The sequence below is a fragment of the Tardiphaga sp. vice304 genome (assembly GCF_007018905.1).
GTDB lineage: Bacteria > Pseudomonadota > Alphaproteobacteria > Rhizobiales > Xanthobacteraceae > Tardiphaga.
Genome location: NZ_CP041402.1, coordinates 79,384 through 93,081 on the forward strand (window position 1 = coordinate 79,384; position 13,698 = coordinate 93,081).

At 54.3% G+C, this 13,698-nt stretch carries 13 protein-coding genes; 6 read left to right on the forward strand and 7 right to left on the reverse strand.

Annotated elements, in window-relative coordinates; all coding sequences use genetic code 11:
* Window positions 1-42: 42 nt before the first annotated feature.
* On the reverse strand, window positions 43-591 hold the full coding sequence (locus FNL56_RS00310; RefSeq protein ID WP_143577311.1) for a recombinase family protein: 549 nt from the start codon (window positions 589-591) through the stop codon (window positions 43-45).
* Window positions 592-1,130: 539 nt separating this feature from the next.
* Between FNL56_RS00310 and FNL56_RS00315 the strand changes: the two genes are divergently transcribed.
* Both FNL56_RS00315 and FNL56_RS00320 read left to right on the forward strand, forming a co-directional pair.
* Window positions 1,131-3,035 (forward strand): potassium transporter Kup, encoded by a 1,905-nt coding sequence (locus FNL56_RS00315; protein ID WP_143577312.1) that lies wholly within the window; start codon window positions 1,131-1,133, stop codon window positions 3,033-3,035.
* 310 nt (window positions 3,036-3,345) lie between these two features.
* On the forward strand, window positions 3,346-3,591 hold the full coding sequence (locus tag FNL56_RS00320) for a PilZ domain-containing protein (protein ID WP_143577313.1): 246 nt from the start codon (window positions 3,346-3,348) through the stop codon (window positions 3,589-3,591).
* Between the two features lie 263 nt (window positions 3,592-3,854).
* Here the strand turns inward: FNL56_RS00320 and FNL56_RS28085 are convergent, their stop codons facing one another.
* Entirely contained in the window at window positions 3,855-4,058 is a 204-nt protein-coding gene (locus tag FNL56_RS28085; RefSeq protein ID WP_143577314.1) for a GDCCVxC domain-containing (seleno)protein, read from the reverse strand.
* Window positions 4,058-4,402, reverse strand: a complete 345-nt coding sequence (locus FNL56_RS00330) for a hypothetical protein (protein WP_143577315.1) — start codon at window positions 4,400-4,402, stop codon at window positions 4,058-4,060. Before FNL56_RS00330 ends, FNL56_RS28085 begins: the two co-directional genes overlap by 1 nt.
* A gap of 322 nt (window positions 4,403-4,724) precedes the next feature.
* Between FNL56_RS00330 and FNL56_RS00335 the strand changes: the two genes are divergently transcribed.
* Window positions 4,725-5,159, forward strand: a complete 435-nt coding sequence (locus FNL56_RS00335) for a hypothetical protein (RefSeq protein WP_143577316.1) — start codon at window positions 4,725-4,727, stop codon at window positions 5,157-5,159.
* Between the two features lie 682 nt (window positions 5,160-5,841).
* Here FNL56_RS00335 and FNL56_RS00340 read toward each other — a convergent pair.
* Window positions 5,842-6,336, reverse strand: coding sequence for a PRC-barrel domain-containing protein (locus FNL56_RS00340; RefSeq protein ID WP_143581707.1), 495 nt, complete (start codon window positions 6,334-6,336; stop codon window positions 5,842-5,844).
* A 24-nt stretch (window positions 6,337-6,360) separates the two neighbouring features.
* A protein-coding gene (locus FNL56_RS00345) for an IS5 family transposase (RefSeq protein ID WP_441351309.1) occupies window positions 6,361-7,064 on the reverse strand; the annotation gives its coding sequence in 2 pieces (ribosomal slippage) (window positions 6,361-6,780 and window positions 6,783-7,064; 702 coding nt in all).
* Between FNL56_RS00345 and FNL56_RS28090 the strand changes: the two genes are divergently transcribed.
* Window positions 6,996-7,142: a hypothetical protein gene (locus FNL56_RS28090; RefSeq protein ID WP_246661574.1), complete on the forward strand. Its 147-nt coding sequence runs from the start codon at window positions 6,996-6,998 to the stop codon at window positions 7,140-7,142. The genes FNL56_RS00345 and FNL56_RS28090 overlap by 69 nt on opposite strands.
* Before the next feature lie 704 nt (window positions 7,143-7,846).
* Here the strand turns inward: FNL56_RS28090 and FNL56_RS00350 are convergent.
* Complete coding sequence (locus FNL56_RS00350; RefSeq protein WP_143581709.1) at window positions 7,847-8,080, reverse strand: hypothetical protein; 234 nt, start codon at window positions 8,078-8,080, stop codon at window positions 7,847-7,849.
* Between the two features lie 195 nt (window positions 8,081-8,275).
* Here FNL56_RS00350 and istA point away from each other — a divergent pair, with 195 nt between their 5' ends.
* On the forward strand, window positions 8,276-9,784 hold the full coding sequence (istA, locus tag FNL56_RS00355) for an IS21 family transposase (protein WP_143581710.1): 1,509 nt from the start codon (window positions 8,276-8,278) through the stop codon (window positions 9,782-9,784).
* Window positions 9,781-10,590 carry an IS21-like element helper ATPase IstB gene (gene istB / locus FNL56_RS00360; RefSeq protein WP_143581712.1) on the forward strand — a complete coding sequence of 270 codons (810 nt, stop codon included), beginning with the start codon at window positions 9,781-9,783 and terminating at the stop codon, window positions 10,588-10,590. The genes istA and istB overlap by 4 nt, the downstream gene beginning before the upstream one ends.
* A gap of 134 nt (window positions 10,591-10,724) precedes the next feature.
* Here istB and FNL56_RS00365 read toward each other — a convergent pair whose 3' ends face one another.
* Window positions 10,725-13,382, reverse strand: coding sequence for a hypothetical protein (locus FNL56_RS00365; RefSeq protein ID WP_143581713.1), 2,658 nt, complete (start codon window positions 13,380-13,382; stop codon window positions 10,725-10,727).
* Window positions 13,383-13,698: the final 316 nt, after the last annotated feature.

The following is a 13,698-nucleotide window of genomic DNA, read 5'->3' on the forward strand; positions in this document are numbered from 1 at the left end:
GTATGAATTACGTGGAAGTAGTCGGTAGCATCGTGTACTTATCTAGCTCACAGCGCCGAACGCCCTGTAGACGGATGCACGTCCGATTTTGAGCTGTTTAGCAATTGCCGATGGCCCCAAGCCCTTAGCTTTCAGTTCGAGAACCACAGCTCGATCAATGCTTGGCTTCCGACCCTTGTAGACGCCTTCGGCTTTCGCCTTGGCGATTCCCTCCATCTGGCGTTCCTTGCGGAGGTTTGTTTCGAATTCTGCGAACACGCCCAGCATGTCGAGAAAAGCTTTGCCTGCCGCTGTGGTTGTATCAATTGGCTGCTCGGTGGCTTTCAGACTTGCGCCCTTGGCTCGAACAGCCCGCACTATGTCTTGAAGATCGCCGATAGAGCGGGCGAGCCGATCAATACGTGTCACGATCAGCACGTCACCGGCCCCCAGGAACGCCAGGATTGTTTCTAGCTCCTGGCGGCCCTTGGTGGTCGTCCCTGAGCGTTTCTCGGAGCGGACGACCTCACAGCCTGCCGCCTTGAGGGCAGCCACCTGAATCGAAAGGTCTTGATCTACGGTGCTGACACGGGCGTATCCGATAATGGTCACGATTGGCCTCGTTGCGTCTCATTAGAGTCTAGACTATCGATCCATAACGTCTCGCAATCTATAAGTAAACCCTATTGAGACAATAATTGTGTCTCATGCGTGTGCTTCGCAACGGTATACCCAAATGAGGCCCAGTCCTAAGACACGCTTACATTGTATGCGAGCTGATCAATCACCCCGAAACGCAACATCAGTGCGTTCGGTTAAGCCAGTGGGTCAAAATTACCGCTACGATTACGATCCCCAAAAATACAGGCATCCAATATTGAAACTCGAACGAGCCGATTATGAACTTGCTTGCTAAAAGCTGCATACTTGCTCTTCAGTAATTCTCTCTGTAGCTCATCATGAGCTTACATTACAAAATGAAAACTCCACCGCCATTTCTTCGCAGCCTAAACAGCCACGCTGATCTTTGATCCCGCATTGACCGAAACGGAAGTGGTTCTATCGATTATAACTCCGTCAAAGGCCCAAAAACAATCTAGCGTTTTTCGTCTGATTATCAGCGGCTAGGCCCACAGCGTTTAAATAAAGGGATATTATCTTTGTCCGATATCACGCCGGATGCTGCGCATCCTCCCCACCAAAATGCTTTTTGGACCTTATCCCTTGGTTCAATTGGTGTTGTTTATGGTGATATCGGAACAAGTCCGCTTTATGCTTTAAAGGAGAGCCTGACAGCAGCCGCCGCAGGAGGCACAGCAACTCCTGAGATGATTTTAGGAGTCCTATCCCTTATGCTTTGGGCGCTGACGGTCATCGTGACGCTCAAATATGTCTTGATCATCATGCGGGCTGACAATCACGGAGAGGGTGGCACCCTTACGTTGATGGCGCTTCTGCAAGGCGTTATGGGGCGCAATTTTCTGATCATATCGTTTATGGGAATGGCCGGGGCAGCTTTATTCTATGGAGACGCAATTATCACGCCGGCAATATCTGTGCTCTCGGCGGTAGAAGGGCTTAAACTGGTTGCGCCTGGATTTGACGCATTCATACTCCCGCTCAGCATGACTATTCTGGTCGGCTTATTTTTAGCTCAGAGCCGAGGGACCGCAGTTGTAGCAGCTTGGTTCGGGCCGATAACTCTCATATGGTTTATCGTAATAGCAATCGGCGGTTCAATAAATCTGTTAGATGATCTCAGCGTCTTAGCGGCACTCAATCCGCTCTATGGTTTTAATTTCTTATTGAACCATGGTCATGCCGGGCTACTAGCACTGGGTGCCGTCTTCTTAACCGTGACAGGCGCTGAAGCACTCTATGCTGACATGGGTCACTTTGGCAGAAAGCCGATCCAAATGGCTTGGCTTTTTGTGGTTTTCCCGGCCTTGATACTAAACTATCTCGGGCAAGGTGCCCTGCTACTTTTGCATCCAGAAAAGCTGGAAAATCCGTTCTTCCTGCTATTCCCGGATTGGGCATTACTGCCAATGGTGGTGTTGGCAACAATGGCTACAATTATTGCGAGTCAGGCAGTAATTTCCGGGGCCTTTTCTCTCACGCAACAAGCAATACAGCTCGGCTTGTTGCCTCGAATGGAAATCAGGAAAACGTCGGAAACTGAAAAGGGGCAGATTTACATCCCGAGGGTAAACTGGCTTCTGCTGATAGCCGTTCTTTACCTGGTATTCGCCTTTAAAACATCAAGCGCATTAGCGTCAGCATATGGCATCGCCGTAACCGGAACTATGGTGATCACGAGCGTAATGGCATTTTTCGTAATGTGGAAATGCTGGAAATGGAGGCCCCTCACAGCGGCTCTCATCATTACGCCCTTCATTCTTGTTGAAGCCGTCTTCCTGTTGGCAAATATGTTGAAGATTGCAGATGGTGGATGGATTCCATTAGCAATCGGTTCAATCCTGATGATCGTCATGATAACGTGGCGAAAAGGAACGTCTGTACTCAGCGATAAAACGAGAAGAGACGAGGTGCCGCTTAAAAGTTTCATTCAGAGAATTGTAAACTCAACCTCTGTTGCGAGAGTGCCCGGCTTAGCCGTATTCCTCACTGGGCATCCGGACTCGACTCCGACAGCTTTGCTTCACAACTTAAAACACAATAAGGTCCTCCACGAACACAACTTGATCTTGAATGTCATTACGCAAGACACACCTCGGGCAGACATCAATGATCGGATTGCTTTTGAAGCGGTGTCAGATCGTTTCACGAGGATTACCTTGCGTTTTGGTTATATGGAAAGCCCGAACATACCAAAAGAACTCGTGGCATGTCGGCGGCTTGGTCTGAAATTTGATGTGATGAGCACGTCGTTTTTTCTTTCACGACGGTCACTTCGCCCTTCGGAAAATTCCGTAATGCCTATGTGGCAAGATAATCTTTTTATAAGTCTTGCTCGGTCTGCCGACGATGCGAGCCGATATTTTCATATTCCGTCTGGCCGAGCTGTCGAAGTTGGAACGCAGATTACATTGTAGCCAGTATGCATATCTGCAAACTAACGTCGCTCTCGGCAGCATGTCGCTCGCATAAAATCGGATAGATGGATAGGGACTTATACAGGCCGAGACTATGGCCTCGCCGATAAACGGTGAGGCATCACAGTGACTCCGCAGGCTGGCCGCCTTGCGACACCTCCTGCGGCCAGCCTTGGAGGTATCTGATAGTCCGATGTTTTGCGTGGTAGTCTAGACGGATCGACACTGTGACGGGCCGTCGAAACTCATCCGTTTGGATGATTTCGAGTGCGTAAGAACACTTTAACGGCCGACACGTATAAAGCCGCCTATGGATGAAAATCGATCACCATTGCGCAGGCGTGTCCTCAAAGGGGGAGTGATCGAGTTCGGCGGCGGCGCAATAGATTGCACAGTGCGCAACTTTTCCGAAACTGGCGCTGCACTTTCGGTTCAGAGCGTCGTCGGTATCCCGTCGAAATTCAACCTGATCATGGGCGGGGCTCGCTGTCCTCAGCGGTGTCGAATTGTTTGGAGAAAAGAAAACCGAATTGGCATTGCCTTCCGAGATCAATGATCGTGCAATCCGGCCATCCCGTGCCTCAGCTTTACTTCCTCATACCACTTGCGTGCATATGCAGCACAACGGATCGGTCAAAGGAAGCTCCGGCGTCTTCGGTTAGGCGCTGCGAATATGGCGCTGCCGAAAAGCGTAAAAGCTCAGGTGGCTGTATGCTGCGCCAGCAATAGATCGCCGACGAAGGCTTTCGAAAGTCAGGGCCTGGGAGCCCGCTGCTTCTAAGATAAGCTCGTCAAGGTTTGACCATCAGTCGATTCAACTCAATCGCAGCACGTGTGCCCAGCCTGTATCGGCGGGCAAGGCACAGTGCCGTAAGAACAGAAAACGCAGCAATCGCCCGACCTAGGTTTGAGTCGCTCGCCGCAGCCCTTACAGTCGTAAAAAAATTGGCAGGCATCCGTCGGCATTATCTCTGTCGCCTGGTGACCGCAAATAGGACAACTGATCTGGCTTTCTAGCTGCATTAGCGATACGTCCTGACGATCTTGAGCAGAGGGCGTTCTATGAAGTCCCAGCTTGCCGCCGTTGCAATCAGAAGAGATGCACTGGTCAGAGCAATCGCTGTTGCTTTAGCTCCGCTCCTTCGAAAATAGATAACCCACGCAAGAGCGACTAGGCTGGCCCCCAAAAAAAGGACCGGCTTTCGGTAATCGGTCAGCACCTCCAGCGCCGTGAATATGCTGGCCGAAGCGCCGAGACTGCCCAGGACCAGCGGCAACACACAGCACGAGGCGGCAAACACCGCCCCAGCACTCGTTACGAGGCCAAGGGTAGCTAAAAGCCCAGAAATCGGACGGGTTTGTTCCATATTTAAATTGTATCCGGAAAGTGGACACGGGCCAATCACGAAGTGAACGCTCGACTTCTAGCTGTCAGAGCCTTTACCCTGGATTGCAGCTTTCGAGAAAGTGTCGATGGCCGCAATGCTCCCGAGCATCCATTGTCGGAATTTTATCAACGCATATCCAAACGGGGACCAGCGACGACAATCGGTCGCCCTAGATTCCTTGAGAACGAACGCCGGTCAGCCGGTCAGAGCGCCTCCGCCTTTTGGAGCCTCAATAATAGCCAATTTTCGGATTACCCCTCAACAGCAGAAGCCGCTGCTGATTCGGTATTGGGAGAATAAAATGTTCAGTCGTCGCACACTTATGTCAGTTCTTGCGGTCGTTGGTGTCCTAGCAATTGGGGGCGTTGCGATAGCGAAAGGCCCGCATAAGCACGTCAATGCGCACGATGCGCTAGGGGCCAAACTGAAGCAAAACGGAAAGCACGAGGTTGGAAAGGTCGGCAAAGAAACTGCCATCGCAGAGGTCAACAACGGAAAAGTTGTGAACATGAGTGCAGGGAGCTTGCCCGTCCAAAAAGTAAAAACAAAAAAGAAAATGGCTGGTCTCGAAAGCGGAAACGTGAAGCTTGCGGCGAACGGGGACTTTCAGGTCGCACAGGTTGATGTCTACTATTATGGCTATGGGTTCGATACGGGTACAGAAGTGATCTACTACTGGTATCCAGCAACAGATGTCATTGTCACGGATGTTTGGATCGAATACGTACCGGCCTAGCAGATAATAAGAATCCCCCGGGCCAATAACCGGGGGATTTTTTCTAGCTTTGTTCGACATGCTCGGTATATGCGGAATTTGAGCAGAATAGACACGAAGATAACCCCATCCGAAATTATCCCCACGTCCGGCCACGCAACGCTCATGCCGTTTCATAGTGCCCGAGCCTACTCGTTCGGTCAGAACGAAAGGGGTGCCCAGAGAGCATGGGATGATAATGACATTTTGTTGATGAGCCATCATTCTACACGAGGTGCGCCGAGGGGGTCTTAACGAGACGTACTTGCGACAGAAATGATCCATTGGCGAACGGCAAGCCACCTTTCCCAAAGTATGGCAAGCCATTTCAGGCAGAGCAATTGAGGCTTCACGACATTAAAGAGCCTATCAACAACGAAGAGACTCGCTCCGTGCATGCTGATCATGATGGCAGTTCCCACCAACCAGTGACCTTTTCCCGCAAGATCAGTGCGACGATTTTCAGCGGCTAGACAATCATGAGCGGCAGGGATACTGCGACCAGCGATTGATAAGGGCTGAGCGTCGTCAGCCAATCCCTGAAACGTTGCAGCATCGAATTCATTATTCCGCCAACCAACGTGAACTTGCCCTTGGCCTGATCCTATCGTTCCCAGAACATAGCCATAAAGGAAACGCCCTACATTAAGTAGGGCGTCCTTCGTTAGTTGTACTTGAACTGGGGCATCTTTTTCAGTTCGTCCTTGCTCACATTGTAAATAGCATGATCTGGGTACCACATTTCGTTTCCGGCCCGCATCGGCCGGTTGGAACGGTTGACCTCGCCCGTGACCGTACCCTTGTCGGTCGTCCCGACGGTCGGCTTGTTTTCCGCAACTGTGGAAGTGGCGGCCGTGTTGGTGTTGCTAACCGCCTCGTTCACCCATTTCAGTTTGTCCATCGGGACGGCGACATAATGCTCGCCCATCCCAAGAAAGCCACCGACGCCCAGGACCACGTTCGCCACACGACCGGATTTGTCGATGATGATTTCCTCGATCTCGCCAACCTTTTCCTTGGCGTCATTATATACGTTCAGGCCGATGACTTTCGAAGAGCGCCACTCTCCGTCCTTATGGGATGAGACTGTCTTGTCTGACTGATCTTTATTTACGGTTTGCGCACCGGCAGCGGAGGTAAAAAGGACCGTTCCGAGCAATGCACTTGCTAGGGTCCGGACTCACTACAGCCACCAGATGACTGCGGCGGCGAGACTGATGGCTCCCATGAAGTTTTTGATGTTCCGATCGAAGCGGGTTGCGATGCGTCGCCAATCTTTGAAGCGGCAGAACATGCGCTCGACGACGTTGCGCTGCTTGTAGATCGCGCGGTCATATTCGTATTGGATCTTGCGGTTCTTGCGGGGCGGAATGACGGGCTCGGTGCCACGCTCGGCCAGCCATTCCCGCAGTGCCTGGCTATCGTACCCCTTGTCAGCGACGAGTTCCGCAGAGGGTGGCATCGCTCCGATGCAGAGCTGCGCGACCTTGCAATCGTGCACGTTTCCGGGCGTCAGGAGCAGGACGCAGGGGCGGCCCTTCTCGTCGCAGACGGCATGGAGCTTCGTGTTTCGTCCGCCTTTCGTGCGGCCGATACCATGAGCCAAGGCCCCCCTTTTCCGCCGCCCGCACAGCGGTGGACCTTGATACAACTGCTGTCGATGAACAGCCGGCCCGGCACATCTGCCGCTCCCGCCAACGCGCTGAATATGCCTTCCCAAATGCCGCGTTCTGACCAGCGGACGAACCGGTTATAGAGCGTTTTCTTCGGACCATAGACGTCGGCGCAATCGACCCAACGGCCGCCGCAGCGAAGGGCATGGACGATGCCACTCAGCACACGACGATCATCTACCCGGGGCTTACCGCGCACGTCGGTTGGAAGCAGCGGCTCGATCCGAGCCCACTGCGTATCGGAAAACCAAAAGAAATCCGCCATCTCATTGCCTCCTCGATGAGGCAGTGAATCACGAACGAACGATCATGGGAATCCAGTTATTGGGTCCGGACCCTAGTACCTTCGAAATCATTGCTTCCTCCTGATGTTGTTCCAACGCTCAATAACAATTGATAAGTCGGCGAGTTCCATCGGAGTTCTGACGACGAAACTGGTTGCGCCGTCAGGAGATGGTCGGACGCTGCGCTCATCGGCTTGCCAAACGGCCCGCTGAAAGTCTTCCGTAATATGATTCTAAGGCTCGGACCTCAATCAAGATGGTCGGCCCAAAAGAGGTATTAGGGTAGTGAGTCGTCTAACACGAGTTGCCGAGTAGGCCGACAGCTTTTCGAAGTCTCAATGAGCCAGAAATTTTTACGCCGTCAGGTTAGATGGGTTCGCAACAACGGGCTGCATTCCGTTTTTTCGATTTTAATGCAGCCTGGGACGGCCTAGGAGCCACGTAGGAGGCCGTAGAACTCTCTGAGGCGCGCTTGGACGGGGTAGCGTCCACATTGGCCTGCAAGCTGCCGTAGCGTGTTTTCCGTCCCAGCCTCGGTCCCGGTGTCTGGGACCGCCCGATCCGTCACCGGGCGGACGCTGTCCGGCGCAACATGAAGTCACCCGATCCCATACCCCCCACCCATAAGGCTTCCGCTTAATAAGATATAAGGACTCAACCTTATCAGGAGGGGGGGGGGCGTGAACGGGTGTTGCGCCGAGCCGCTACCGGATCACCAATACTTTTCTGCGGTGGGATAAAGGATCATCCGGTGATTGACGGCTTCCAAATCCGAGCCGATCAGGTTTATCAGTCCGGTCGTGGCAAACATAACGGTTTTAGTCCCGTCTTTCTGCCGGAATCCCGCATTTCGTCCGACCGCCTGATTCATAATGCCTGCATAATGCATGGCGATTGCATACGGTTGCTCGGCCCATTGCCCAAGAACATTCAGCTTGGCGTACACCTCCGGTGTAGCGCGACAATCAGGATGAGAATCCCGCGACAATCAGGATGAGAATGCGCCGCTGCTGGGGTGACGAAGGGAGGGCGTAGCCCGACCGGAGGCAGCCCAGCAGCGGCGTGTCGCCCGAACGGGCCTCATTTGGCGGTAACGGCGGCTGGTCAAAGATCGGGTTTCTCCTTTGAGAGGACCAATTCTTTGGCCGGCCGGCATGTCACCGATCAACAAATGAGGCTTTTCATGAGCTTGCGTCGCAACCATTCGCCAGCCGTCGCCGCTGCAAAGGCTGGTTTCAGCACCTCCGCCGCCTACCGGTTCGAAAAGGATCCCCGACTTCCCACCCAGAAGAAGTCGCCCCGCGAACGCCGCCGCGCTGATCCGTTCATCGACGTTTGGGAGAACGAAGTTCTGCCGATACTGAGGGCCGCCCCCGGATTGCGGCCGATCGCCGTGTTCGAGGAACTATGCCGGCGGCATCCGGAACTGGGTTCTGGAACGCGGCGGACGCTCGAGCGGCGCATTCGGGCATGGCGGGCGGTGAACGGGCCGGATCGGGAGGTGATCTTCCGTCAGGAACATCCGCCGGGTCGCATGGGGTTGTCGGACTTCACCGAGGTCGCCGATCTCGGCGTCACCATTGCGGGCCAGTTGCTGGACTGCCGGCTCTATCACTTCCGGCTGCCTTTCTCCGGCTTCGAACACGCCCACGTCGTGCTCGGTGGCGAAAGCTTTGTCGCGCTGGCGGAAGGCTTGCAGAACGCGCTGTGGTCGCTGGGCGGGGTTCCGGAGCAGCACCGCAGCGACAGCCTGTCGGCCGCGTTCCGCAATCTCGGAGCCGATGCCAAGGAGGATTTGACGACGCGCTATGAGGCGTTCTGCGGCCATTACGGCATGACGCCGACCCGCAACAATCCCGGCGTATCGCATGAGAACGGCTCGATCGAAAGTGCGCATGGCCATCTCAAGAGAGCGCTGGCCGATGCCCTGCTGCTGCGTGCCTCACGCGACTTCGACGATCTTGCGGCCTGGCGGGGTTTTGTCGACGAGATCGTTGGCCGCGGCAACGCGCGCAATGCCAAGCGTATCGATCAGGAGCGGACGGCGCTGAAGAAACTGCCGGTGCGCAAGACCGCCGATTATGAGGAGGTCAACGTCGACGTCACGACCTCCAGCGCCTTCACGTTGCGCAAGGTGTTTTACTCGGTCCCATCCCGCCTGATCGGTCACCGGCTGCGCGTACGTCTTTATGACGACCGGCTCGAATGCTTCCAGGGCGCCACGCACATCATCACCTTGCGACGCGGGCGAACCCAGCCCAACGGCAAACACGGCCACGTCATCGACTATCGCCATGTCATCCATTCGCTGCGCCGCAAACCGATGGCGCTGCTCAATCTGGTCTATCGCGACCAGTTGTTCCCCCGCCGCGTCTACGCCCGTGCGTTCGACGCCTTGCTCGCCGGCATTGGCGAAAGACCAGCCTGCCGTGCCATGGTCGGGCTTCTGGCGCTCGCACATGAACGGGCCTGCGAGGCGGAGCTCGGTGCCGTGCTGCAAGCCACGCTCGACGACGGCATCCTGCCGGATCTCAAGGCGCTGATCGAACGCTTCCGACCGAAGGGCATGGCACTACCGGTCGTCGTCGTCACGCTGCCCTCGCTCGCTATCTACGACCAGATTGCCGCGGCTGTGGGAGAAGCCGCATGAACGCGACCGTCAAGATCGACGCCGCCCGTGTCGAATTGCTGCTCAGCGAACTGCGTCTGCCCGGCATCAAGCTGATCTGGGCCGCCCTGGCGGAAACCGCCGATAAGGAAGGCTGGCCCGCCGCCCGCTTCCTGGCGGCCCTGGCTGAACAGGAGATGGTGGAGCGAAACCGTCGTCGCTTCGAACGTCATCTGGATGAAGCCCGCCTGCCGCCGGGCAAGACCCTCGCTGCATTCGACTTCGATGCAGTGCCGATGATCTCAAAGGCGCAGGTGCAGGCTCTCGCCGCCGGTGACGCGTGGCTCGACAGGGGCGCCAATCTGTTGTGTTTTGGCCCGCCTGGCGGCGGCAAATCGCATCTGGCAGCGGCGCTCGGCATGTCCCTGATCGAAAAGGGTTGGCGCGTGTTGTTCACCAGAACCACCGATCTCGTGCAAAAGCTCCAGATCGCGCGCCGCGACCTCACGCTCGAAGCCGCGATAGCCAAGCTCGACAAATATCATCTGCTGATCCTCGACGATCTCGCCTATGTGACCAAAGATCAAGCCGAGACCAGCGTTCTGTTCGAACTGATCAGCGCCCGCTACGAACGCCGCTCAATGCTCATCACCGCCAATCAGCCATTCGGTGAATGGGGAAAAATCTTCCCGGACCAAGCCATGACGCTGGCGGCGATCGACCGCCTCGTCCACCACGCCACGATCCTCGAAATGAATGTCGACAGCTATCGCCGAAAAGAGGCTGTCGACAAAGCCCGCGGAGCCGGAAGGCCGCCAACGCGCGCGACAATCAAAGCGTCATCCTGATTGTCGCTCCACGACAATCAACTCCACGACACGCAATTATCACTTGCGTTATCGTCAGGCCGCGACAATCATCCCCACGCCGCGACCGCTAAATTGCCATCCTGATTGTCGCGCTTCCCATCCAGATTGACGCGCTACACCTCCGGAGCCAAGTGCTGCACGATAACTGCGATATTGTTATGTGCGAGGCTATTGAGCCCCTTCATCGCTTGGAACGACATCGCTCTCGCACCCTTCATTTTGCCAAGGCCATCAGCGATAACGACCGCATTAGGATCACGCTCGTTGATCTCAGCCGCCAGCTCAGTGACCGACGTTGCTTTGGCACGGTTATCGTAGGACAGCGGGATGCGGAGTGGATAGACACCGGGCAGATTGTCCAACTGAAAACGCATCAACGTCCTGTTACGCTTGCGGTATGCCGCCGAGATCATTTCGGCCACCAACGGTTCCGTGGTCAAAAACGTCCACTGGACCCGAGAGTTGAACGCCCAATCCTGCGTTCGAATAAAATACCGCTCGCCGTGTTGGCCCCTGTAAATTGACTCAGGCGAGTTTTCGTGACCGAAGGGCATAGCCTCGTAATCGACAGCGTATTGATCGAAGCCCGCCAAGTTCAGATGCCGCAGCCCGTCGTAGGTCTTAAACGTCTCGTCAGTTAAAATGTTCTTGCGGACGGCGCTTCGATATTGGCTCCTCTTTTGGACCGTCGATAAATTGCGCCATGCGCTTCCTTCGGAAGAGCGCAGGTGGTCAAACAACGCACCGGGAATGACGTGCAACAAATCGGTGGCTTCGGGATCGTCGTAAGCGACGTGTTGTAGTAACATCTCTCTGCGCAACGCCTCATTATCTTGGGTGTCATCAAGCGACCTAAACTCCGGATGGTACCAAGTCTTTGTTAGACGTGATGTCGTCCACGTTTTCACGGTCTGATGCGACGTGAAGATGAATGTTTTTCCAGCATCAAACCGAAGTACCCCGTCTCGCATCCACAAGTTTTGCCGCACACTTTCTAGCGTATCGTACACGTCCTTCTTCTGATGCAGAATCGTGCGTAGCACGGAGTTGATGTCTGACGGCCGATCAAATTTATCCGCCTGTAACGGATCAACGCCGCATTGTGCACATGCCGCCCTGTAATGCTTCCAGAACGACTGAATGACGATTGCAAAACGTGTCGGGCTGCTGAAATCTGCTGCCTTCTCTTGCGCTTGGGCGACGCTGCGGTATGCAAAGCAAAAGAACCTTTGTCGTTCGTCCGTGAAACTCATCGCCGTATCAAGAGCGTCATTGGCGAACTGCCGAGCAATATATGAACTCTTCCCGATGCCTTCGCCTGATACCACCAGCTCATCTCTGTCCAGTCCCGCCACACGTGCAAGGGCATGGTTTAAATTATTACGATAAAGCAACTTCAATTCGTCAACGGGCCGTGTTGAGACCGGGATCAGCATTGATTTGGCTGCTATCGACTCGATTTGATCCTTCATCGGCACGCCCCGCTTCAGTTTTTGCTGAAGAGTCAGGGGTTCCACCAACCCCGTGTCGTCTGGCATTTTGAGGCTTTCTGAAATGAGGCCGAACCGCAAAGCAAGGTCATTTGCGGTTTCCTGAGCCGTCAGCGATCCGGGTAGAATGAACGTACCATCAAGAACTCCGCCTTGGATTAGCAGCCGTGAGTGGTTGCCCCGAACGACCGTTGACGGATTTAGATCGCCTTCGTGGTTCTTGAAGTTGAAAATCCATTCCCCGTTATCCTGACCAAGCGATACTGGCATGGGATAATCACGGCCCCATTCAGACCTGCACCGTTCGGTAAATTCTGGGAGCAGTTTTTGTACCACATCATCAGTGAAGAATGACGGAACATGAGAAACCAATTTGCGGCTTGATGTCGGACTGAGGGGCAGGGCGTATGACGGATCAACAGCAAACGATCCGCTGCCTTTAGGGGCACGGACTGTCCGCAGTTTCTCAAATAGAACGATCTGCGGAACATGCTGACCGATCTCCAGCCGGAGAAGATTCTCACTCGAATCAACGAGCCTGAGTCCCCAAGGGCCACGACGCCATTGAGAGAAATTCCGCAGTTCTTTATCGACCTCTACCTCGATGCTTGCGACCTCAGAGAAGGTTTTGGCTACCAGGTCCCAATAAATATTATGAACGTTCGCCATGAACGCCGATTGAACCGGATGATCTGCAAGCCTTTGCATCCATACATGGTCATGGGGAACATTTAGCAGGTGGCGTGTGTCAAAGACGAAATGAAAATGTACGGACCTGTTACCGCTAAAGACAGCCGTGCATCCTCTATAATCCTTGAAAATTCGCAGGGAATCGTCCAATTTGGTGATAGTATCTCCTGGCTTCGTAAACCTGATGATCGCATCGAGTTGTTCGGGTCTTGCGCAGTCCTGTTCAATCGTGACGACGAGAAATCCACCGTTCGTCCGCCGCAAGTTAGCTTTTGTTGCGCTGCCGATATTGAACTCGGCACTGCCTAGTTTTTCAGGCATCAGTAGCGGATTCAGGAAATAGCAATAAGCCGCCGTATCATCACCGGCACTCGATTTATCGATCAGTCTGAACGGCAGCTTCTTGGGAATTTCGACACTATCCGACATCGCACAATAGATACCCCGGCTCTTATCGACGGCGACCGACCGCAGAAGAGAAAGCAGAGCCGATCCCTGTTCTGGGTTTTGCAATTTCGACTGATAGATCGCTGCCATCCGGTGAGTCACTTCATGGGACAGCGGCAAGTCACGAAAGCTGATTACGCTCATTCTGTTGTTGCCCCTTGATTGAGCGACGATTCGGCATTTAACATAGATGTCTCCTTGAAATGATGATGATGATGATGATGACTATCGGTTTGGTGCAGCTTGGGTGATTTGCGCCAGGCATCGATTGCGATGTGAGGCGACTTTGGCATCGTCCAGAAAAGACGAGCGGTGTCAGCTCCGCTAAATGCGGATACAAGAACTAGCGGTTCGGCTGATGATCAAGATACTACAGTATATCGGAGCATTTGTCAAGACTTTGGTTGACATTGTCCTGATGCGGGCGTTTGCGCTGGGCCGTCCACGCCCTGAAAATATT